At 59.5% G+C, this 21,812-nt stretch carries 21 protein-coding genes; 16 read left to right on the forward strand and 5 right to left on the reverse strand.

Annotated features, from left to right (window positions below; translation table 11 throughout):
- The first annotated feature begins 65 nt into the window (after nucleotides 1-65).
- The 5 genes from HMPREF3053_RS08960 to HMPREF3053_RS08980 all read left to right on the forward strand — a co-directional run bounded on the left by HMPREF3053_RS08960 (nucleotide 66) and on the right by HMPREF3053_RS08980 (nucleotide 4,533).
- The gene (locus tag HMPREF3053_RS08960; RefSeq protein WP_049190384.1) at nucleotides 66-1,121 is read left to right on the forward strand and encodes a hydroxymethylglutaryl-CoA reductase; all 1,056 of its coding nucleotides are present in this window, start codon (nucleotides 66-68) and stop codon (nucleotides 1,119-1,121) included.
- Between the two features lie 210 nt (nucleotides 1,122-1,331).
- On the forward strand, nucleotides 1,332-2,522 hold the full coding sequence (locus HMPREF3053_RS08965) for a hydroxymethylglutaryl-CoA synthase (protein ID WP_070545663.1): 1,191 nt from the start codon (nucleotides 1,332-1,334) through the stop codon (nucleotides 2,520-2,522).
- A gap of 99 nt (nucleotides 2,523-2,621) precedes the next feature.
- The gene (locus tag HMPREF3053_RS08970; RefSeq protein ID WP_016422101.1) at nucleotides 2,622-2,957 is read left to right on the forward strand and encodes a hypothetical protein; all 336 of its coding nucleotides are present in this window, start codon (nucleotides 2,622-2,624) and stop codon (nucleotides 2,955-2,957) included.
- Nucleotides 2,957-4,252, forward strand: coding sequence for a hypothetical protein (locus tag HMPREF3053_RS08975; protein ID WP_070549711.1), 1,296 nt, complete (start codon nucleotides 2,957-2,959; stop codon nucleotides 4,250-4,252). Before HMPREF3053_RS08970 ends, HMPREF3053_RS08975 begins: the two co-directional genes overlap by 1 nt.
- Nucleotides 4,252-4,533 carry a hypothetical protein gene (locus HMPREF3053_RS08980; RefSeq protein ID WP_070549712.1) on the forward strand — a complete coding sequence of 94 codons (282 nt, stop codon included), beginning with the start codon at nucleotides 4,252-4,254 and terminating at the stop codon, nucleotides 4,531-4,533. Before HMPREF3053_RS08975 ends, HMPREF3053_RS08980 begins: the two co-directional genes overlap by 1 nt.
- Before the next feature lie 15 nt (nucleotides 4,534-4,548).
- On the opposite strand, the gene HMPREF3053_RS08985 is transcribed toward HMPREF3053_RS08980, so the two are convergent.
- Nucleotides 4,549-5,427, reverse strand: a complete 879-nt coding sequence (locus HMPREF3053_RS08985) for a dienelactone hydrolase family protein (RefSeq protein WP_070549713.1) — start codon at nucleotides 5,425-5,427, stop codon at nucleotides 4,549-4,551.
- A gap of 84 nt (nucleotides 5,428-5,511) precedes the next feature.
- Here HMPREF3053_RS08985 and glmS point away from each other — a divergent pair, with 84 nt between their 5' ends.
- Nucleotides 5,512-7,386 carry a glutamine--fructose-6-phosphate transaminase (isomerizing) gene (gene glmS / locus HMPREF3053_RS08990; RefSeq protein WP_070767594.1) on the forward strand — a complete coding sequence of 625 codons (1,875 nt, stop codon included), beginning with the start codon at nucleotides 5,512-5,514 and terminating at the stop codon, nucleotides 7,384-7,386.
- On the opposite strand, the gene HMPREF3053_RS08995 is transcribed toward glmS, so the two are convergent.
- Both HMPREF3053_RS08995 and HMPREF3053_RS09000 read right to left on the reverse strand, forming a co-directional pair.
- Entirely contained in the window at nucleotides 7,369-8,721 is a 1,353-nt protein-coding gene (locus HMPREF3053_RS08995) for an HNH endonuclease signature motif containing protein (RefSeq protein WP_049169963.1), read from the reverse strand. The genes glmS and HMPREF3053_RS08995 overlap by 18 nt on opposite strands.
- A 219-nt stretch (nucleotides 8,722-8,940) precedes the next feature.
- Nucleotides 8,941-10,002: an esterase/lipase family protein gene (locus HMPREF3053_RS09000; protein WP_070767595.1), complete on the reverse strand. Its 1,062-nt coding sequence runs from the start codon at nucleotides 10,000-10,002 to the stop codon at nucleotides 8,941-8,943.
- 24 nt (nucleotides 10,003-10,026) lie between these two features.
- Between HMPREF3053_RS09000 and HMPREF3053_RS09005 the strand changes: the two genes are divergently transcribed.
- The 10 genes from HMPREF3053_RS09005 to groL all read left to right on the forward strand — a co-directional run bounded on the left by HMPREF3053_RS09005 (nucleotide 10,027) and on the right by groL (nucleotide 20,686).
- Nucleotides 10,027-11,697, forward strand: a complete 1,671-nt coding sequence (locus HMPREF3053_RS09005) for a bifunctional ADP-dependent NAD(P)H-hydrate dehydratase/NAD(P)H-hydrate epimerase (RefSeq protein WP_016422108.1) — start codon at nucleotides 10,027-10,029, stop codon at nucleotides 11,695-11,697.
- Nucleotides 11,694-13,307 (forward strand): alanine racemase, encoded by a 1,614-nt coding sequence (alr, locus tag HMPREF3053_RS09010; RefSeq protein ID WP_070767596.1) that lies wholly within the window; start codon nucleotides 11,694-11,696, stop codon nucleotides 13,305-13,307. The genes HMPREF3053_RS09005 and alr overlap by 4 nt, the downstream gene beginning before the upstream one ends.
- A 30-nt stretch (nucleotides 13,308-13,337) precedes the next feature.
- A complete protein-coding gene (tsaB, locus tag HMPREF3053_RS09015) occupies nucleotides 13,338-13,988 on the forward strand; it encodes a tRNA (adenosine(37)-N6)-threonylcarbamoyltransferase complex dimerization subunit type 1 TsaB (RefSeq protein ID WP_070767597.1) in 651 nt (216 codons plus the stop codon).
- On the forward strand, nucleotides 13,985-14,464 hold the full coding sequence (gene rimI / locus HMPREF3053_RS09020) for a ribosomal protein S18-alanine N-acetyltransferase (RefSeq protein WP_016422111.1): 480 nt from the start codon (nucleotides 13,985-13,987) through the stop codon (nucleotides 14,462-14,464). The genes tsaB and rimI overlap by 4 nt, the downstream gene beginning before the upstream one ends.
- A gap of 38 nt (nucleotides 14,465-14,502) precedes the next feature.
- Nucleotides 14,503-16,239, forward strand: coding sequence for a pyruvate dehydrogenase (locus HMPREF3053_RS09025; protein WP_016422112.1), 1,737 nt, complete (start codon nucleotides 14,503-14,505; stop codon nucleotides 16,237-16,239).
- 55 nt (nucleotides 16,240-16,294) lie between these two features.
- Nucleotides 16,295-16,723, forward strand: a complete 429-nt coding sequence (locus tag HMPREF3053_RS09030) for a hypothetical protein (protein ID WP_042388422.1) — start codon at nucleotides 16,295-16,297, stop codon at nucleotides 16,721-16,723.
- Between the two features lie 58 nt (nucleotides 16,724-16,781).
- Complete coding sequence (gene tsaD / locus HMPREF3053_RS09035; protein WP_049170057.1) at nucleotides 16,782-17,861, forward strand: tRNA (adenosine(37)-N6)-threonylcarbamoyltransferase complex transferase subunit TsaD; 1,080 nt, start codon at nucleotides 16,782-16,784, stop codon at nucleotides 17,859-17,861.
- Nucleotides 17,862-17,964: 103 nt separating this feature from the next.
- Entirely contained in the window at nucleotides 17,965-18,606 is a 642-nt protein-coding gene (locus HMPREF3053_RS09040) for a hypothetical protein (RefSeq protein ID WP_049169953.1), read from the forward strand.
- 156 nt (nucleotides 18,607-18,762) lie between these two features.
- Nucleotides 18,763-19,062 (forward strand): co-chaperone GroES, encoded by a 300-nt coding sequence (gene groES / locus HMPREF3053_RS09045; protein ID WP_005510054.1) that lies wholly within the window; start codon nucleotides 18,763-18,765, stop codon nucleotides 19,060-19,062.
- A 19-nt stretch (nucleotides 19,063-19,081) separates the two neighbouring features.
- A complete protein-coding gene (gene groL / locus HMPREF3053_RS09050; RefSeq protein ID WP_016422116.1) occupies nucleotides 19,082-20,686 on the forward strand; it encodes a chaperonin GroEL in 1,605 nt (534 codons plus the stop codon).
- Nucleotides 20,687-20,805: 119 nt separating this feature from the next.
- On the opposite strand, the gene HMPREF3053_RS09055 is transcribed toward groL, so the two are convergent.
- Together HMPREF3053_RS09055 and HMPREF3053_RS09060 are read right to left on the reverse strand one after the other, a co-directional pair.
- On the reverse strand, nucleotides 20,806-21,129 hold the full coding sequence (locus HMPREF3053_RS09055) for a WhiB family transcriptional regulator (protein WP_016422117.1): 324 nt from the start codon (nucleotides 21,127-21,129) through the stop codon (nucleotides 20,806-20,808).
- A 137-nt stretch (nucleotides 21,130-21,266) separates the two neighbouring features.
- Complete coding sequence (locus HMPREF3053_RS09060; RefSeq protein WP_038629374.1) at nucleotides 21,267-21,635, reverse strand: DUF5319 domain-containing protein; 369 nt, start codon at nucleotides 21,633-21,635, stop codon at nucleotides 21,267-21,269.
- Nucleotides 21,636-21,812 lie beyond the last annotated feature (177 nt).

Genomic DNA, 21,812 nt, shown 5'->3' on the forward strand with positions numbered 1-21,812 from the left:
ACAGCTGAAATTTACAGAAGCTGGGAACCGAAGCTGCATGCAGCTAGAAAGGGTCGCTTAGGACAATGGCTGAAAAGAGCTCGCACGACCTGGAATATGCACACGTACCGCTGAGCTGGATTGGTCCGGTGCGCATTAGTGGCAACGTCATGAATGACGAGGTGAAGATTCCGCTGGCGACTTACGAGACCCCGCTGTGGCCGTCGTGTGGTCGCGGTGCGAAGGTCTCCCGCATGATCGAAGGTGGCATTACCTGCACTTTCGTCGGTGAGAAGATGACCCGATCGGTGATTTTCACTCTCGACTCGGCAGCTGATGCCGTCATTGCGCGCGACAACATCCTGTCTCGTTATGACGAGCTGAAGAAGGTCGTGGAGTCCTCCTCGCGTTTTGCCAAGCTGGTAGATATTCACTTCCAGATCGCATCGCGTCTTCTCTTTGTCCGCTTTGACTTCTTCTCCGGTGACGCCTCGGGCCACAACATGGCCACGCTGGCGTCTGAGCGTTTGATGTCCTACCTGATGGAACAGATGCCAGAGTTGGGCTATGGCTCGATCTCGGGCAACTTCTGTACCGATAAGAAGACTTCCGCAGTCAATGGCATTCTGGGCCGCGGTAAGTACGTGATCGCCGAGGCCGTCATTCCGGAGCCGGTTGTCCGCGAGCGTCTGCGCACAACTGCCAAGCGCCTGGCTGAGCTCAACGAACGCAAGAACCTCGTCGGCTCCATCATGGCCGGTTCGCTGCGCAGCGGTAATGCGCACTACGCCAATATGCTGCTGGGCTTTTACCTCGCTACCGGTCAGGACGCTGCGAATATCGTCGAAGGCTCGCAGGGGCTGACGCAGGTAGAGGCGCTTGACGACGGCTCCGTGCGCTTTAGCTGCACCCTGCCACATTTGATCGTCGGTTCCGTGGGCAACGGCAAGGGCTTGGACTTCGTGGAGAAGAATCTCACGGCGCTGGGCTGCAAGGAGGACCGTGAGCCGGGCGAGAATGCCCGTCGTCTAGCAGCGTGCTGCGCGGCAATCGTCTGGTGTGGTGAGCTTTCCCTGCTCGCGGCACAGACGAACCCGGGTGAGCTGATGGAGGCGCACGTTTCTATCGAGCGTGCGAAGTAGTGGTTTGTGAATAGTCGTTTGCGACAATTCGCAAAACCTAAGACAAATCTCAGGTAAACGCGCTAGATTTCTGTAGTAGGCAATTAACATTTTGTGGGCAAAATATCCCGTGGTCTGATGACTGCTCTGATGGCCGTTCTGATGACATGGGGATGTTTCGTTGCCCGTTATTTCTTAAAAATCTGTAGAGGTAGTGAAGGCACGGTTTTGATGACAACAAGCAATGTGACCCCGATCGGTATTGATGACATCGCCTTTGCGACGGGTTCGTACTGCATTGACCTCGCCGATATTGCGCCCCGACTCGGAGCGGAACCGGCAAAGTACCACAAGGGCCTGGGGCAGGAACGCTCCAGCGTGGTTGCCTCTGATGAAGATCCGGTGACGATGGCCGCGACCGCGGTGAAGAAGATCGTCGACCGCCACGGTATCGACGGCGTGCGCACCATCATGTTCGCCACTGAGACCGGTATCGACCAGTCGAAGGCCGCTGCTGTCTATGTGCATGAGTTGGTCGGTCTTGACCCGCACGCGCGATCTGTCGAGCTGAAGCAGGCTTGCTACTCCGGTACCGCGGCGCTGCAGTTCGCGTGCGCTCTGGTGGCCCGCAATCCGGAGGAGAAGGTCATCGTTGTCGCCTCCGACATTGCCCGCTATGACCTGGACTCCGCTGCGGAGCCGACCCAGGGCGCAGGTGCTGTAGCCATGCTGGTGACCGCTAATCCGCGCATCCTGGCTATCGATGCCGCTTCGGGCGTCTTCACCCGCGAAGTTATGGATTTCTGGCGTCCGAACCACCGCAGCCAGGCGTTGGTGGAGGGCAAGCTCTCTATTAGTGCTTACATCGACGCTGTTCAGGGTGCTTACGAGGACTACCGTGCCCGCGGCGGTGTGGACTTCAGCGAGATTGACTACTTCAGCTACCACCAGCCGTTTACCAAGATGGCCTACAAGGCGCATCGGCAGCTTTCGGCCAATAACGGCGTGGAGCTCACCGCAGAGGACGAGGCCCGCCAGCTCGGCCCAACCACCGCGTACAACCGCATCATCGGTAACTCCTATACCGCATCGGCCTACTTCGGCCTGCTCTCGCTGCTGGACACCGAGAAGGACCTGGCTGGTAAGAAGGTCGCTGTTGTCTCCTATGGTTCCGGCTCGGTTGCTGAGTTCCTCACCGGCAATGTGGTCGAGGGCTACGAGTCCCAGCTGCGCGCCGCAGATAATGCTCGTGAACTGGATGAACGCGTAAAGCTCGATGATCCGACCTACTACCGCCACGCTCAGGTGACGCATGAAGATCCGGGTGAGTACTCCAACCTGGGAGACGACGCCCTGATTGGCACCGGCCCATTCAGCTTCACCGGTGTTGAGGGGTGTAAGCGCATCTACCGCGCTCGTTAGCCCCGGGGGCACCCGTGCTAGTACCTCAACGGAACCGAATCCCCTTTTTTCGCGCCTAACAGTAATAAGAACTGTTTTTCGCGGGGAAGGGGATTTTTCGTGTCCGCACGTTTTACTGGAGGCAGTGGCGGAGGCTTGCTGCACTTTTCGGAAGATGCAGTGACAGCGGCTGCCCGAGAGATCGAGCAGCGCGGCCGTGAAGGCCATGAGCGGTGGGGAAGCGCTCCCGATATTTCCGCGGCAGACTGTGGCCAGGGTTTTGCCGCCCAGGGGCGTCGTCTGCAGCAGGCGGCAGCGCGGCTGCGTGAGCACGGGCAATCGATGTACGCGGGACTTGGCAATCATGCTCCGGCAGTGCGGGAACAGTGGCGTGTCTTTGCAGGCTGTGACAGCGACGGGAGCGCCGACCTCGGTGGAATTGAGGTAGTGGACTGATGCCATGGGTTGCTCGAATTCTTCCGATATTGGTGCGTGTTATTGGCCGTGGAAGCCGTATTGGAGCCAAGCGCGGGGTTGGCGGCATCGGCAAGAATCTGCCCAAAGTCTTGGATAAGGTGCGACGCGCTGACGGCTGGAAGGGCAGCGCCCTATCCAAGTTCTCTAACTCCGTGGGGTTGATAGCCTCCGCGATAACTATTGCTATGGCTTTCGATTGGGGCGGTTTGAAAGGCGATGCCGCCGACGCCGCCAAGGAACGCTGTGATAAAGCCGCGCAGGACTGTGCGAATCAGGATGAGCAGTCCGCCAATGGCGCGCAGAGCGTCGGCGAGTGCGGCAAGAAAGTCGACGAGGTCCTGGAGGATTGCGAAAAGCAGGCCGAAGATATGGCTGAGCAAACCGACGGCATCCTCTCTCAGTGCGAAGCGCTTGTCGACGATCCGGAGGTCGGCGCCGAAGCCGCACAAGTGGCCCAGCAGGTGTGTAACAGTCTCGTCGACTCCACTGGTCAGCTCTACGATGCGCGTAATAGTTGCATCGAGCAGTGTCTTGAGCAGGCAGCGTGTGACACTGAGGCCGCGGTGGTCGCCACCCCGCCGCAGCCTCCTACTGTTCCTGCCAGTTCGGGTGCTACCTCGGCGGCCTGTGCAGAGGTGGCTGAGTCTGGGAGTGGCGAAGGAGCTACTGTAACCGGTGGCAACGGTGCTACCGCTGGTGGAATTGGGGTCGTTGCCAACGTTGATATTGGGATAGAGGCAGGCGTTGCTGCTGGAATATCCGTTGGAGGTGCCATTGGCGCTGCCGGGGCGGCCAGTATCGCTGGAATTGCGGGAGCTGTCGGGGTTGCAGGCAGTGTCGCGTCCTCACTGCTCAACTTAGACATGTGCACGGAGACGGAAGAGCCAGTGTGCGAACAGGCACCTGCGCCAGCACCAGCACCAGCACCAGCTCCTGCGCCGGAGGACTGTGTGCCGGAACCCGAACCAGAACCCAAGCCCGAACCTGAACCCAAGCCCGAACCTGAACCCGAGCCCGAACCTGAAAATGTTCCTGAACCGCCTCCTCCAGCTGAGAAACTAAAGCACTTGGGAATCGAGCTGCCACAGGAGCCGCAAGCAGAACAGCGAGCGGAACCGCAGCCAAAACCACAAGCAGAGCCGCAGCCAGCACCAGCCCAGGATTCGGCAGCATCAGTGCAGGAATCTGCTTCCGCTGTGCCCGAGCCCCCTGAGCAGCCCAACGCCCAGGAGCTTGTGGGCGCGGTCAATTCGCCAACGGCAGGTGAGTGGTAGTGGGGAGTAAGCATGCCGCGAAATATGACCGGATTGGGCAGGACTATTACGACGCTGCTGCAATGACCAGGCAGGAGTTCGATACGGCGATACAGAGGGCACAGAAAGAATTGCAGGGTTTGGAGGAGCGTCGTAAAGCACGCGAAATTAAGGAGAGGGAGGTGGCGGCGGGCGTCGAAAAGCAACAAAAAACCGCCCGACCGAAGGGAACCGTTACGCGGTTGTTCGGGCGGGCGGGGAAAGGGACGCCGACGGTGAAGTCGATTCGGGGCGTGTCCTGAAGCGTGGCCTAGTGACTACTTGCCGGGAATCAGCGAGTGCTCCGGGTTTTCCGGCAGCTCCTTGATGAGCCACTCCATGTCGCGGTTAGTTGTGCCCTTGATAATGGCGGTCGGGTCTGCGAAATCCGAGTACTTCTTGTCGTCACCGACCGTGGCCAGCAGGAAGCCTGTGAGCGCGGCGCGTGCAACCTCCTGGTACTTCACCTTGGAGGAAGAGAAGCCCGCTAGACGACGGAGAAGAGTTGTTTCCGAGAAGCTGCCCTGGTCAGCCTTGTCTACTTCGCGGTAAACGACATCGCCCTTCCACTGAACAGCCAGGCGAGCCGGGTTACCGCGATCGAGCCACTGATCCTCGCCAGGAGCCAGGACGAGGCCCGGGGCCGAGACATTAGTTGCAGCGGCGCTGGAGGAAGGCGCGGTAGTTGCGGGGAAGACGCAGCCAACGCCGGAGATGAGGTCGTGACCAGCGGCGGCGAGGACGGCTACGCCAGCGCCCATGCCGTGGCCGGCAACGCCGAGTTTCTTCGGGTGGACGACGACCTTGCCCTCTCCGAGGCGGACACCAGCGAGAATCTGGAGCGCTGTCTCCAAATCGTTGGCGAGACCACGGTGATCTGCCACGATGCCATTTTCGGTGTCCGGAGCAGCGACCGCGATGCCCCACGAAGCTAGGTGACGCAGCGTGGCGTGGTACTCCTCAATCGGTGTGCGCCAATCGTGTGCGAAGGCGATACCGGGGATGCCATTGCCCTCGGCAGGCGTGTAGACCTTTCCCGGCAGGCCAGTAAAAGCGAGATCACCGACCATGACGCGGTGCGGTCCACGCTTGGAAAGATTAGATGTCAGAGTCTTCAAGTTGTCAGCCACAGTGAATAGCTTAACTATAAGGTGCATACCTTTGCTGAAAAAGTGCCAGGATGAGCGAGAATGTCTATTTCGTTATGACGATTTTCCGCTTCGCGGGTTATTCTGTAGGGCATGTGTGGAATCGTTGGATATGTGGGCCATCAGCCCGCCCTGGATATTGCTGTCGATGCGCTACGACGCATGGAATACCGTGGCTATGACTCCGCGGGTGTTGCCATTGTCGACGATCAGGGGCATATCACTGTAGAGAAGAAGGCCGGTAAACTCGCCAACCTCGAGGCTGCCCTTGATGCGGATGGGCGCGACAAAATCACTGGAACCACCGGAATTGGGCACACCCGCTGGGCTACCCACGGTCGCCCAATTGATGAGAATGCCCACCCACACCAGTCCTATGACGGCAAGGTGGCTATCGTCCACAACGGCATTATCGAGAACTTTGCTCCGCTACGTCAGGAGCTGGAGGATGCCGGCATTGAGCTGAAGTCCGAAACCGACTCCGAGGTCGCCGCGCACATGCTCGCCCGTGCCCTGGACGGTTCCGACGGCGGATCTACCGCTGGTGATTTCGAGGCCTCTGCGCTGTCCGTGCTCAACCGCCTCGAGGGTGCTTTTACGCTGCTGTTTACTCATGCAGACCACCCGGACCGCATCATCGCTGCTCGTCGCTCCACTCCGCTGATTGTCGGTGTGGGCGAAAACGAAATGTTCCTCGGCTCCGATGTTGCGGCTTTCATCGCGCACACCCGCGAGGCCGTGGAGCTGGGGCAGGACAACGTCGTCATCATCACCGCAGATGACTACCGCATTCTGGATTTCGCCGGCAATGAGCAGCAGGGTCGACCATTCACCATCGACTGGGATCTCGCCGCAGCCGAAAAGGGTGGCTATGACTCCTTCATGATGAAGGAAATCCACGAGCAGGCTGCCGCCGTCCGCGATACGTTGGCCGGTCACCTCGTTGACGGCCGCATCGTTCTCGACGAGTCTCGCCTGAGTGACCAAGATCTGCGTGACATCGAGAAGGTCTTCGTCGTCGCCTGTGGTACCGCATACCACTCCGGTTTGTTGGCCAAGTACGCCATTGAGCACTGGGGTCGTATCCCGGTCGAGATTGAGGTCGCTTCCGAGTTCCGCTACCGCGATCCGGTGCTGGACCGCCAGACGCTGGTGGTCGCTATTTCGCAGTCGGGCGAGACTGCTGACACCCTTGAGGCCGTGCGACACGCAAAGAGCCAGGGCGCCCGCGTGCTGGCTGTCTGCAATACCAACGGTGCACAGATTCCGCGTGAGTCTGACGCCGTGCTCTATACGCACGCCGGCCCGGAGATTGGTGTTGCTGCAACCAAGTCGTTCCTGGCGCAGGTAGCCGCAAACTACCTGGTCGGATTGGCTCTTGCCCAGGCACGCGGCACTAAGTACCCGGATGAGGTCACTCGCGAGTTTGAAGAGCTGGAGACCATCCCGGCACTGATTGACAAGGTCGTCGCTAAGGGCGATGAGTTCATCGACATGGCCAAGGAAATCGGTGCTATTCCGACGATGCTCTTCCTCGGCCGTCACGTTGGCTTCCCAGTCGCACTTGAAGGTGCGCTGAAGCTCAAGGAGCTTGCCTACATTCACGCAGAGGGGTTCCCGGCAGGCGAGCTCAAGCATGGCCCAATTGCACTCATCGAGGATGATCTTCCGGTCGTCGTCGTAGTGCCATCGCCGAAGGGTCGCGCCGTGCTGCACTCCAAGATTGTCTCCAACATCCAGGAGATTCGTGCCCGTGGTGCCAAGACCATCGTGATTGCCGAAGAAGGGGATCAGTCGGTGGTTCCTTTTGCGAACTACCTGATTGAAATCCCGGAGACGTCCACGCTGCTCCAGCCGCTGTTGTCTACGATTCCGATGCAGTTCCTGGCAGCTGAGATCGCTCGCCAGTGCGGTAACGAGGACATCGATAAGCCGCGCAACCTGGCTAAGTCAGTCACCGTCGAGTAGTTCGTCCTGCTTTCGTCGGTACTGCTCAATCTCCGCATCGAGTTCTTCATCCGTGAGGGACTCGATGCGTTTTGCTTCTTCCTCGGATAGGTCCCAGACCTCATCGGATACATGGCAAAATGACAACATCCAATCGAGGTTGCGTTTCTGAATCGTCTTCATCTTCCGTGTCACACGCTGATGAAAAGTTTGCTTGCCGACGTTCTTTAGCGGCCCAACCGGAACGCTAGTCGCGGTGTCCCCATTACGGGAAGTCCACACTTCTGTTCCGTCGGGGTATCTGTCGATATCCCAGCCCTCGTGCGTTTTTAGATTGTGGTGTCGGCGGCAGAGACAGTGCAGATTCTCAGTGTCAGTCGGCCCGCCCTGCTTGGGATTGTCGTGGTTGTACGGCTGAATATGGTCCAGGTCGCACTTGGCTGCCGGGACGTCGCAGCCGGGGAAGCGGCAGGTACCGTCACGCCCACGGACGCGAGCCACCTGGCTCTCAGTGGGGCGGTAACCATCCACCTTGCTGTCGGCGGAGATACGGATGTGAGTTGCGCGAGCAAGCCATTCTTCGGTGGCTACCTCGCTCAACCAGCCGACGCCATCAATCCATGCTGGCCCACCGCCGACCTCGCGGTAGACATTGATGACAATCTCGGCATTGGTCGATTTCTGTGCCAGCTGTAGTAGCGCTTCCGCCTGCGTGCACTGTTCACCACGATTGATTGCTGTGTTGCGAATCCCCTGAATCCTGGCCATGAGCTCGGTCGCGCGGTCGTTTTCAAGGATTGCTGTGACCTTTTTGTGCTTGCCATCGCCCGTGTCGGAGAGTGCGACCGCTTCGCCTTCTGGAACCCGTTGGGTGCCGTCGTTGCGGGCGCAGTCGTTGTACTCAGAAACCAAGTCGCCGATTAGACGAGACAGCGTGTAGACACCAACCATTGCTTGTCGAGGTCGCGTCGGAGTGAGCATTTCCAAAAGATGGGGCTCTACCGTGTCGAACTGATCTGGTGACAGCCCGGCAACGCCATTGGCGATGGCGCGGAGATGGGCTAACGAGAAACAGAAGGTGGATTCGATGAGAGCCCGGACTTTTGGTAGGCGTTCGAACATCAGCGCAATTTCGCACAGCGTAGAACACTTGCCGCGGCTAAGGCCGGTTCGAATGCTTATGCGGGCAAGATGGTGATTGACATCGACCTCCTCACCGGGAGCGCAGATATCGATCAGTTGAAGGTCTGCGGCGTTGATGGCACGGGCCGCGCTGCTAATCGGGTCGTCGGATTGCTGGTTGGCCCATGAGGGCTTTTGACCTGGTGCTGGAAGTTCTGTGGGCGGCGATGACATTGGTTATCCCCCTGATTACTACGTGTCCGCCGGAGAATTGAAGATTGTGTTCTGTGGTGGAGAGAAGCGTGGTGGAGGCTGTTTCAACCAGTCCCGCCAACCTCTGTGCACCGGCCAAAGAACTTTTGCTTACAAATTTTCCCTACAACCCAAATCGTACACCTGTTTGAAAAACTGTCAATAGAATTCTGGAAATACGTTCTAAAATTCTGTGCTGAATTAGATCCGGTCCCTCCGTCCGAGCCTCCTCCGTCCGAGGCCCCTCGGCAGGGCGCCGTACATAGGCAGGACTCGCTGTCGCGGATGATGCGGGACATTACCAGCTTCAGCGCCATCCAGTTCCTCCAAGAACTCGTGAATGCGTTCGAGCGTATTGGGGGAGTAGAGCAGTGCGAGGTGATCAGACCAGTCGCCACCGCCAGTGGCATTGTTGACGTTCGTAATGTGGTGACCCTCTTGTTCGGGCAAAAAGGCGCCGGTCCACGGGCGAACCACGGTGTCAAAAGGGGTGCCGATATTCAGGTAGTGCGGACCACGTCGGGTAATGCCACGCGCTGCGCGGTTCAGAGTCGCAATGTAGTCAGAGTCCAGCAGCTGTTGAATGCAGGCACGGCCGACAAGGCGGTCGACGAGTTTGTGCATCGGTAGGCCGCATCGCTCAAGGGCACTGAGCCTTCGGCGCATGCCCCACGCAGTAGTGCCTCGGTGGTTTCCCGCAAGAGAGATGACTGCCCGCACGGGGCTGTTGTCGGAGGCGTACTGCTCGGCTGCTTCTTCGTTGAGGCCACGGTTCAGAGCTTCGTCGTAAAGCGAATCGATGCTCGCGTTGGCGTAGCTGCGGCAGTGTAGACCGCCCTGGGAATGACCGATGAGGTCGATGCGGGGTAGGGAGAGGTGGGCACGGAAGCGGTCGAGAAGGTCGGTGACTTCAGCGAGCGCATCGCTCAAATCGGTGGTGGCTTTGACGCTACGGAGACGGCTGACCAGCGCGGCGGGGTCGGAGCCGTAATCGAGTGAGAATACGGGGCGATTCCGGGCGAGGAACGGCCCCAACATGGCGAAGGAGTTGAACGAGTTCATCCAGGTGCCGTGAACCAGGACAATTGGTGTGCGACCGTTGTATCTGTCCAGGTCAGGAGTGACTTTGCCGTCGAGGATTTCGCGAACGTCCTGCACGCCGTGGGGGATCCATTCGGGATGACGCAACGAGCGCAGGTATGCCTGCGGAAAGGCGCGCAGTAGAGGGCCGAAAACTCGCGTGCTCGGGGAGTAGTCATCCATAGGGGCTAATCGTAGGCTGGGTTTATGACGTACTGCTACACAGCTGCCGAAATTCGCGCCGCGGAACAGCCCTATCTGGACGCACAAACGCGTGACGACGAACTCATGCGCCACGCAGCCGCCGCTGTGTCGGAGGTGGCGGAGCGGATGCTCTCAGAGGCATCTCCGGAGCCTGGTCGCGGTCGCGTGCTGCTGTTGGTCGGATCGGGAGGCAATGGTGGCGATGCACTCTATGCTGGCCGAAACTTGTCCTCGGATGGGCATGGCGTGGATGCGGTTTTGCTGGGCTCGAAGCCGCATGAACGGGCGCTGAAAGCTTTTGAACTCGCAGGTGGGCGGGTGCTGCCGTTGGGGTGTGACCGGGAGACGGATTTATCGAAGATTCTGTGGTCGATTAGTGAAGACTACGCATTGATCATCGACGGCATCGTGGGGCTCGGAGGTCACGGCGCGCTGCGTGAAGAGGCCGCGTGGTTGGTGCGCGAAGCGCGGTTGGGCAAAGTTCCCATTCTCGCGGTTGATGTGCCGAGCGGCGTAGAAGCCGATACTGGGCGTACTTTTGACCCGCCTGCCCAGACCATCAATCCAGACCCTGATTTGGAGGAGGGACAGAACCCGTACTTGCCATCTCACGTCGAGGCCACGACAACGGTGACTTTCGGCGGTCTGCGCTACGCGCACTCGCTGTCCGAATCCTGTGGCACCGTCGAATTACACGAAATTGCGCTCGATGCCTTCTCCCTCGAACTTCCAGGACTGGGGCAGACGCTCTATGAAAACGGTACCTACAATGCCGTCCACCACCAGACTCCGACCGTGGAGTTCTACGAAGCCCTAGGCGGGAGCTTTCCGGCACCACTTGGCGCGATGACCCCGCTCGAACCCGGTGCTGCAGACCACAAGTACTCCACTGGAGTTACAGGAATCGCCGCCGGTAGCGAGGCGTATCCCGGCGCAGGTCAGCTGTGCGTCACCGCTGCCGTGCATGCGACCAGTCCCGCGGTCATCTATGTCGGCGACGCGGCCGCACGTAACCGCATCACCGCAGCCTTGCCGACGGTCATTACGCAGCAGGACTCGGTGGATCGCAAAGAGGTACGCGTCGATGCCTGGGTCGTCGGTCCCGGTCGGGGCACTGATGAGAAAGCCGCCGAGGAACTGCGAGACATTCTGGCCACTGACAAACCAGTGGTCATCGACGCTGACGCACTGACACTGCTGTCGAAGCATGAGGACATCCGACAGCTCGTTCGTGAGCGCGGCCAGGAGCGCAACCTGCGCACTGTTCTCACGCCGCACGCCGGTGAATTCGAGCGCCTGACCGGGCACGAGGTCACTAACCCCATCGCAGATGCGCGTGAACTTGCCGAGCAGTTCTCCTCCGAAGTGTTGCTCAAGGGACGCCGCACTGTGATGGTCAATCCGACAACGCAGCGCACAGTCGTGATTGACGCGGGTAGCTCCTGGGCAGCCACGCCGGGCTCTGGCGATGTACTGTCCGGGCTCCTCGGCGCCTGGGTAGCGCGTGGCGAAGCCCTCTATCTACCAGCAATTATTCATGCGCGCGCCGCATTTTTGGCCGCGCAGACAGAGTTCGGACCAGCACCCTGCAGCGCCCAGGACATCGCCGAATCCATCCGAGATGCCACCGCATGGTTCACCAACGAAGGCAGCAGTGGCAAAATACGGCTATGACTTCCTCGGCACCAGCCATCCTGACCCATACCGTTAATCTCGACGCGATCACCCACAATGTGAAGACCGTCAAGGCCATCGCAGGGGTGTCGGAATTCATGGCCGTCGTCAAGGCGGACGGCTACTCGCAGGGTGCGCTGCAGACCGCGCGTGCCGCGCTGGCCGGCGGGGCAACGCAGCTCGGTGTCGCAACAATCGACGAGGCGCTCTCCCTCCGCGAGGAACTCCGCGCCACGCTTGACGACGGCCACGCCATCCCCATCCTTGCCTGGATCTGGGACGCAGCGGCCACCTCGTTGGTGCAGCGAGCTGTGGCTGCAGATATTGACCTCGGTCTGCCGTCGATGGTTCATGCGCTGGCCGTGGCCAATGCCGGGCGGGCGCTGTCGGTGACACCACGTGTGACGGTGATGGTCGATACGGGCTTGGGGCGCTCGGGATTCTCTATGGCCAATGGGGACTTTGAGCATGCGGTCGCTCAGCTGGTTGAGCTGCACAAGACCGGTGCTCTGAACGTCACCGGTGCTTTCACGCACTTTGCGTGCGCGGATGAGCCGGGCCACGAGAGCGTCGATAAGCAGGCACAGAATTTCTGTGCTGCGATTGCGGCACTGCGTGAGGCGGGGCTGGACGAGCTGATTAACCATGCGGCGAATTCGCCGGCATCGTTGTCACGTCCTGACCTGGCCTTCGATATGGTGCGTCCAGGGCTGGCGATTTATGGTGGCGAGCCAATTGTGGGTGCCACCCATGGATTGCGTCCGGCGATGAGGTGGGAAGCGTCGGTCATATTGGTCAAGAAGCTGCCGGCGGGGCAGTCGGTGTCCTACGGACAGACGTGGACAGCTGACCGCGATACCACCATCGGCATCGTGCCCTGTGGCTACGCCGACGGTATGATGCGCTCGGCCTCCGGGCATTTCGAGGTCAGCATCAATGGCACGCGCTATCCGCAGGTAGGGCGCGTGTGTATGGATCAATTCGTCGTCGACCTGGGGCCCGACACCGAAGTCGAGGCCGGCGACACTGCGGTTATCGTCGGTGATCCCGCACTGGGGGAGCCCGGTCTCGATGACCTCGCGAAGGCATCCGGCACCATTAACTACGAAATCCTCACTGCGCCAAAGGGACGCAGCGAGCGAAAGTGGGTGCGCAGCCGCATCGCGCCAACCGCAGAGGACATGCGTGACCTCGGCGAGGAAATTGGCCGGGAGTTGGCAGCTGGGGATCTGGTGATTCTCGATGGCCCACTCGGCGCGGGCAAAACGACCCTCACGCAGGGCATCGCCCGCGGCATGAATGTGCGCGGTCGCGTGACGTCGCCGACGTTCACAATCGCCCGCGAGCACCGTCCGCTGGCAACCGACGGCGTCACCCTCATCCACGTCGACGCCTATCGACTCTTCGGCGAAGAGGGACCCGGCTCCGATGGCGAGGCCTTCGATGCGCTGGACTCGCTCGATTTGGACACCGACCTTGAGGACAGCGTCGTGGTCGCCGAGTGGGGAATGGGGCTCGCCGAGGTGCTCTCCGAGCGCTATCTACAGGTGAGTATCGATCGTTCGCGTGACGACGATGCCCGCGTCGTCACCTGGACGTGGAGCAAGTAGCTTCAAGTCGGTTCAAGTAGGTTACTGAGTATGAACATTTTGGCCGTTGACACATCGACTCCACAGGTCACCGCGGGAATTGTCCGCGATGGTGAAACCGTGGCCGAAAAGCTGCACCTGGATGCCCGTGCGCACAACGAGGTGCTGGTGCCGCTGATTCAGCAGTGCCTCACTGACAGTGGGGTGGCGGCAACCGAGCTAGATGCCGTGGTTGTCGGCTGTGGGCCGGGGCCGTTTACGGGCTTGCGCGTTGGTATGGCCACCGCAGCCTCCTTCGCCGACGCTCTGGGAATTCCCTGCTACGGCATCTGCAGCCTGGATTCGCTTGCGGGTGGGGTTGGCGATGAACTGGTCGTCACCGATGCCCGCCGCCGCGAGGTGTACTTCGCCGCCTACCGCGATGGCCAGCGAGTTTTCGGCCCGGGAGTGGCCAAGCCAGCCGACGTCATGGAGCTGCTCAAGGAAGAACTTGCAGCAGAAGCCGCCGACTTCGCGCCGAGCCAGGCCCGCGGCAGCCTCAGCCACATCGAGCAAATTACCGGGCTTGAGGTTGCTGCCGAACAAGTCTTTCCCACTCCGACAGCCATGGTTGAAGCGGTCGACTTTGACTCCGCGCCGGGCCCACTGGTGCCGCTGTACTTGCGCCGTCCGGATGCCGTTGTCCCGAAGGCTATGAGATGAGCGTCGTCAAGCTAGTGCGTCTCGGGCCTCCTGCGGCCAAGGCGTGTGCGGCGATTGAGGCGGAGCTATTTGCCGGCGACGATCCCTGGTCGGAATCGGCCTTTATGGCCGAGCTGGCCGCGCCGAACAATTTCTACGTCGGGCTGATTGCAGATGTAGACGAGGACGAAGAACTGTGCGGCTATGCGGGGATTACCAAGCTGGGGCCTGCGGGTGCCGCCGAGTACGAGATTCACACCATCGGGGTGGGGAAGAAGTGGCAGCGCCGGGGCTTTGGGACGCAGCTGATGGACGCGCTGATGGCAGCTGTGGCGGAGGATTCGGGCCCGGTGTTTTTGGAAGTTCGCACAGATAACGAACCCGCAATCGCCATGTATCGGCGCTATGGCTTCGAAAATATGGGGCTGCGAAAGAACTATTATCCGGGCTCTGGGGCGGATGCGTACACGATGTGTCGGCCTGAGTTGGCCAGCTAGATGTTGACGTATTGACTAATCTGCGTTAAACCAGGCACATGGCTAAAACCTTTGCAAAACAGCTCGTAGAAACCCTAGAGAAGCAGGGTGTCAAGCGAATCTTCGGACTCGTTGGAGATAGTTTGAACCCCATTGTCGACGCTGTGCGCGAGTCCTCCATTGAGTGGGTGCACGTTCGCAACGAAGAGGCTGCCGCCTTCGCCGCCGGCGCGGAGTCCCTGGTCACCGGCGAATTAGCAGTGTGTGCGGCCTCCTGTGGCCCGGGTAATACCCACCTCATTCAGGGCCTGTATGACTCCCACCGCAACGGCGCAAAGGTGCTGGCGCTGGCATCGCACATTCCTTCCCGCCAGATTGGCTCGAACTTCTTCCAGGAGACCCATCCGGAGTTCATCTTCAACGAGTGCTCCGGTTACTGCGAGATGGTCAACTCCGCTGAGCAGGGTGGCGTCGTTTTGCATCACGCTATCCAGTCGACCATGACTGGCCACGGTGTTTCCGTGCTGGTTCTGCCGGGCGACATTACAACGCATGAAGTGGAAAATGATGAGTTCGTCACCTCCACAATCAGCAGCGGTCGCCCAGTCGTATTCCCTGACGCCGGCCAGGCCGCCGCGCTTGCCGACGCAATCAACGAGGCTAAAACCGTCACGCTTTTCTGTGGCGCAGGTGTGAAGGACGCCCGCGAACAGGTGCTCAAGCTTGCGGAGAAGATTAAGTCGCCGGTGGGACATGCGCTGGGTGGCAAGATGTACATCCAGTACGACAACCCCTATGACGTCGGTATGTCCGGCCTGCTGGGCTACGGCGCCTGCCACGATGCCTCCAACGATGCTGATCTGTTGATTCTGCTCGGTACTGACTTCCCGTACAACGACTTCCTGCCGACTAAGAACGTCGCACAGGTCGATATCGATGGTCGTGCCATCGGTCGTCGTACCACGGTGAAGTACCCAGTCGTCGGCGATGTGGCTGCCACAATCGAAACCATCCTGCCGCACCTGGATGAAAAGACCGATCGCTCCTTCCTGGACAAGCAGCTGCGGAACCACGAGCGCCTGCTCAGCCACGTCATCGAGGCATACACCCACGACGTTGAGAACATGCGCCCGATTCACCCGGAGTATGTAGCCGACCTGATTGATAAGTACGCCGATGACGATGCCGTCTTCACCGTCGATACCGGTATGGGCAATGTCTGGGCTGCACGCTACGTCACGCCGAATGGCAAGCGAGAGCAGATTGGTTCTTTCCGTCACGGCACTATGGCCAATGCACTGTCGCAGGCCATTGGTGTGCAGGCTGCTGACCGGGACCGTCAGGTCATTACCTTCAACGGTGACGGTGGCCTGTCAATGCTGCTCGGTGAGCTCATCACCGTGAAGCAGGAGCAGCTACCCATCAAGATGTTTGTGTTCAACAACTCCTCGCTCGGCATGGTCAAGCTGGAAATGCTGGTTCAGGGGCTGCCGGAGCACGAGACCGATCACGACGCAGTGGACTACGCCGGAGTCGCAGAGTCGTTGGGTATCAAGGCCATCCGAATTGAAGATCCGGCCGATGCGCCTCGCCTGATTCAGGAGGCGCTGGCATACGACGGCCCGGTGCTGGTGGACATGATCACCGACCCGAATGCCCTGTCCATCCCGGCAAATATCACCTGGGACATGCTGATGGGATTCTCCAAGGCCGCTACTCGCACCGTCTTCGGCGGCGGCGTTGGTCAGATGATCAACATGGCACGGTCGAACCTCCGCAACATCCCGCGGCCATAGTGGGGGTAGCGCTCTCGAGATGCGGGAGCGGGTGCGGTGCGGTACCTCTGTTTCCATGATTAAAGGTTTTCTGGTGAACCCTGACCTGACGCATCGCATCGTCGAATTTGAGTTGGAGGCCGCTGCTACATTCCTCGGCGGAGTTTCCTCCGACCGTGTTTCGGTGGCGTTTCAGGAAGACGGCGCCGATTACGCCGCTCTCTACAACCCGACGGCCAAGGCTGAGGGCGCTGAACCGAATCCGGTCGCGTCCCTCGGCCGCAATGAGGCTGCTACGGGCAACTCGGCTTTCTTTACCGACCCCACCACCGCAATTTGCGGAACGGTCGTATTTGTCGACGCCGAGGGCAAGGATATCGGCGACGAGGAAATCGAGCGTATTAAGCACGGTATGCGCGCCGTGCGTCACTACCGCGATGACTACCCAGAGGAATACGCTCTCTGGCGTGCCGCTGTGCGGAACCTCGGTCGCCTCGAAATTTAAACTCGGTCGCTGGTAAGTGACCCGGTGGTGCGCTAGTACCATGACTGCTATGACCGAGTTGACCCTGCTGGCAATCGAGAGTTCCTGCGATGAGACTGGCGCTGCAGTGATGCGTGTGCGCTACGACGACACCGACACCAGCGCCCCCGCCATTCCCGAGGTGGAAGTGCTTGCCGACGTCGTCGCATCCTCCATGGAACAGCACGCCCGCTTCGGTGGTGTGGTCCCGGAGATTGCTTCCCGCGCTCATTTGGAAGCCCTGCAGCCAGTAGTCTCCGAGGCGCGCGCGCAAGCAGCTGCCAAGCTCGGTATCGATACTTTTATCCCAGATGCCGTCGCCGCTACCGTGGGACCCGGTCTCGCCGGTGCGCTGCTGGTCGGTTCGGCAGGCGCGAAGGCTTATGCCGCCGCCTGGGGTGTGCCTTTCTACGGCATTAATCACCTTGGTGGCCACGTTGCTGTCGGAGCTCTCGACGGCGCGGATCTATCCAACGCAGTGGCGCTCTTGGTTTCCGGCGGGCACACGCAGCTGCTGCGCGTGCAGGGGGTTGGTCGTCCGATGGAGGAGCTCGGATCGACGCTTGACGACGCAGCCGGAGAGGCATACGACAAGGTTTCGAGGTTGCTTGGGTTGGGTTACCCGGGCGGCCCGATTATCGATAAGTTGGCTAAGCAGGGAAATCGCAAGGCCATCGCGTTTCCTCGCGCCATGATGCGCCAGCAGGATGCGCGCCATGACTTCTCCTTCTCCGGCTTGAAAACCGCCGTGGCCCGCTATGTCGAAGCGGCAGAGAAGGAAGGTCGTGAATACTCCGTAGAGGACGTCTGTGCTTCCTTCCAGGAGGCGGTCTGCGATGTATTGACCAAGAAGGCCGTTCGCGCAGCTCAGGATGTGGGGGCCACTACGCTGCTGCTCGGTGGTGGTGTGGCTGCGAACTCGAGGTTGCGTGAACTCGCAGCGGCGCGAGCTACCTCGGCAGGAATTACGCTGCACGTGCCACCGATTAAGCTGTGCACCGACAACGGTGTCATGATTGGCGCAGCTGCCGCCTACCTCATTGCCGCGGGGGTCAAGCCCTCTGGCTACGCCTGCCCGACCGACCCCTCCATGCCTGTGGAAGATCCTGTAATGCAATAAGCAGTGATTGCCCCTCGGATCCATGTTAAATTTCGTTAACTGACTTTGACTTGTTTCTCTGCCATGGATCGCAGGACAATTACAGGAAAGCGCTTGCCCAAAAATGAGTAAAGACTACAGCGAGTGGGAACTTCAGCCATCCGATAATTCGCATAATCAGACTGAGCTGTTTGCGCCGCAGGGTGAACTGCAAACAACGCAAGCACCGCAAGTTGAACATCAGCGCGGTCGTGCTCGGGGAGTGCTATGGGCAGTCATCGCGCTGCTGCTTGTGGTGATTGTCGCTGTAGCGGCGGTGCTTTACCTAGTTGTGAGTGGTCGAGGTGAGCAATGGTTTGGTGCAGGTGCCAAGGATGAAGTAACGCCGAAGCTCACTGTTACTGCGACTGCGACGGAGACCGTGAAGGTGAAGTCGCCGGAGAAAGCCAAGAAGGAAACTACGAGTACGGCTACGCCCGATTATCCGATTAGTGGGGATTGCGAGGCATCGGCGTTCCCGACTACGGAGGAAAACTTTACGATTGTCGCCTGTGACGGATGGTGGGCGCTGGGTGGGCGCGCAAACAGTGGTGGACTGGCGGTCTACCAATGGGACGAAGGTGCCTGGCAAAGGAGGGAGCCAGACAGTCGTTACACAACCGGTTCTGGTGGCCCGTGCTTTAGCGATGAGTACATCAAGGAACACGGAATGACGGTTACTGTGTTCGGTCGTATGGCGTGTAACCCCGACAAGCTGACCAATTAGCATTAGCGCTCACTATTGTTGAGTGTTAGCACTTGCAGGGGTAGAGTGCTAACGAAGGTTGTTTGACACACAGTTGTTCACCCGCGACGACGGCTGTGCACGGCAGACCAACCGGCACAAGAACATCACATCACCGCATGTATGGAGGAATTCATCGTGGCGAACGTCAACATCAAGCCGCTGGAGGACCGCGTCCTCGTCCAGATCAACGAAGCAGAGACCACCACGGCTTCTGGCCTGGTTATCCCGGACTCCGCTAAGGAGAAGCCGCAGGAAGCTACCGTTATCGCAGTTGGTCCGGGTCGTTGGGCCGATGACGATGACCGCATTCCTATGGACGTCAAGGAGGGTGACATCGTCATCTTCTCCAAGTACGGCGGCACTGAGCTGAAGTACCAGGGCGAAGAGTACCTGCTGCTGTCGCAGCGCGACATCCTGGCTGTTATCGAGAACTAAAGGGAGGACGTACCCACACATGGCGAAGCTTATTGCTTTTAACGAAGAGGCTCGCGAAGGCCTCAAGCGCGGTGTGGACACGCTTGCCGACGCAGTCAAGGTCACGCTTGGCCCGAAGGGTCGCAACGTTGTCCTGGACAAGGCCTTCGGCGGTCCGCTGGTCACCAATGATGGTGTGACCATCGCCCGCGACATCGACGTTGAGGATCCGTTTGAGAACCTCGGCGCGCAGTTGGTTAAGTCCGTTGCGGTCAAGACCAATGACGTTGCCGGTGACGGTACTACTACCGCAACGCTGCTGGCACAGGCGCTGGTCCACGAGGGTCTGCGCAACGTTGCAGCCGGCGCAAACCCGATTTCGCTGAACCGTGGTATTCACGCTGCATCCGACAAGGCGGTTGAGCTGCTGAAGCAGCGCGCCACCTCGGTCAGCAGCTCTGCTGCCATCGCACAGGTGGCAACCGTTTCCTCGCGCGACACTGAAATTGGTGACCTGGTTGCAGGTGCCATGGACAAGGTTGGCAAGGACGGCGTCGTCTCTGTGGAGGAGTCGCAGTCGATTGCCACCGAGCTGTCCGTGACCGAGGGCGTGTCTTTCAACAAGGGCTTCCTCTCGCCGTACTTCATTACCGACGTCGAGGCTCAGCAGGCAATTCTTGACGGTGCACAGGTGCTGCTGGTCCGTGAGAAGATTTCCTCCCTGCCGGAGTTCCTGCCGATTCTGGAGAAGATTGCCGAGTCCGGCAAGCCGACTCTGATTATGGCTGAGGATATCGAGGGCGAGGCGCTGTCCGCACTGGTCATCAACGCTATGCGCAAGACCTTGAAGGTTGCCGCAGTGAAGGCACCGTACTTCGGTGACCGTCGTAAGGCGTTCATGGATGATCTGGCAGTTGTCACCGGTGCAACCGTCGTTACGGCTGACACTGGCATGCAGCTGAAGGACGTAGGACTTGAGGTGCTGGGTAACGCACGCCGTATCACCATTACCAAGGACGAGACCGTTCTGGTTGACGGTGCCGGCACCGCTGAGGCTGTGGAAGAGCGTCGTAACCAGATCCGTGCCGAGATTGAGCGCACTGACTCTGACTGGGATCGCGAGAAGCTGGAAGAGCGTCTGGCGAAGCTCTCTGGCGGCGTGGCTGTCATTAAGGTCGGCGCTGCTACCGAGACCGAGGTCAACGAGCGCAAGCTGCGTGTCGAGGATGCCATTAACGCTGCTCGTGCGGCAGCTCAGGAAGGCGTCATCGCCGGCGGCGGTTCCGTACTGGTGCAGATCTCCCGTGAACTCGAGGCATTCGCTGACGAGTTCGAGGGCGACGAGGCAGTCGGTGTCCGTGCAGTTGCCAAGGCTCTGACCCGTCCGGCTTTTTGGATTGCTGAGAATGCTGGTAAGGACGGTGCTGTCGTTGTCTACCACATTGGTGAGCTGGAGAACGGCAACGGCTACAACGCTGCTACTGACACTTACGAGAACCTGATTGAGTCCGGCGTCATCGACCCGGTCAAGGTCACTCACTCCGCAGTCGTCAACGCAACCTCCGTGGCGCGTATGCTGCTGACCACCGAGGCTTCCGTTGTGGATAAGCCGGAGGAAGAGCCGCAGCACGATCACGCTCACTAATTGTCAGTGAGCTAGTGCCCGGGCCTTTGGCACGTAAAATGCTCCCCACCTTTCAATCTGAGGGTGGGGAGCATTTTGGTTTTTATGTGAACCGGCTGGAGTCCGAGAGAGGGGAGGGACTACATGGCAGTAACTAGAACGCGTTCAAGTTCGCGTTCACGTGCGGCCGGCTTAGCTCGAAGGATTTCATTTCGTTCAGATTCGCTGAGACCGCCCCAGACACCGTATGGCTCACCAACCTTGAGTGCGTGACTACGGCACTGCATAAGAACAGGGCAAGAACGGCAGATAGCCTTCGCACGGGCTTCACGCAGGCTGCGTGCGCGTCCGCGCTCGCCTTCCGGGTGGAAGAAGGTCGCGGAGTCCTGCCCGCGGCAAGAGCCGTGCAGCTGCCAATCCCACAAATCCGCATTGGGCCCGGGCAAGTGGTCGATGTACGTCATCGGAATTGATGTCTCCTTCATTGAGCTTTCTTGAAGCAGTGAGCTCAAGTGTGGAGGCCAACAATGAACGGTTGGTAAACCTAAGGAGGCCAGCCGGGATACTACGCAAACAATTCCGTCAAACTCTTACCAAATTTTTAGAAACGGCCAGGTCGTCGAGAACGCAAACCGTCGACAAAGCCTGCGCAGTAGTCCCATGGGGCGTAACGGGAGGGGTCTGGATCGAATTGTGGCTCGTGAACCGGGGATGCCTGGCCAGACAGGAGCATCAGGTAGTGGTTTTCCAAAACCTCCCAGTTATAAAAGTGCTCGTCACCGCAGTCCTCACACAACATGCAGACGCCCAGTAATCCCTCTGGGCTCAAAGCGGTGCGGAATAGGCGAACTGCGGCCAGATCTTCAAGAACCTCTCGACGTTCCTGGTCTGTCAGTGGAGCAAACGGCTCATCCGGCTCGAGAAAGCTTGCCGGGTCATTGGGATCTCCTTCGAACGGATCCCGCGGCATGGATGAGAAAAAGTTGTGGTTCACAACCACTACCGTAACAGCTCTGTACGGCAATCCTGTCGATTGGCGATGCACTTAGTTGGGGTTTAGTTCACCTTGGAATAACCCTCAGCTAGCTTTCGGCTAACCCTTGTCGGGCACCTGTCGCTCCGCCTAATTGTCGCGTTTCATCACTGA

The organism is Corynebacterium sp. HMSC064E07 (assembly GCF_001815745.1).
Lineage (GTDB): Bacteria > Actinomycetota > Actinomycetes > Mycobacteriales > Mycobacteriaceae > Corynebacterium > Corynebacterium jeikeium_D.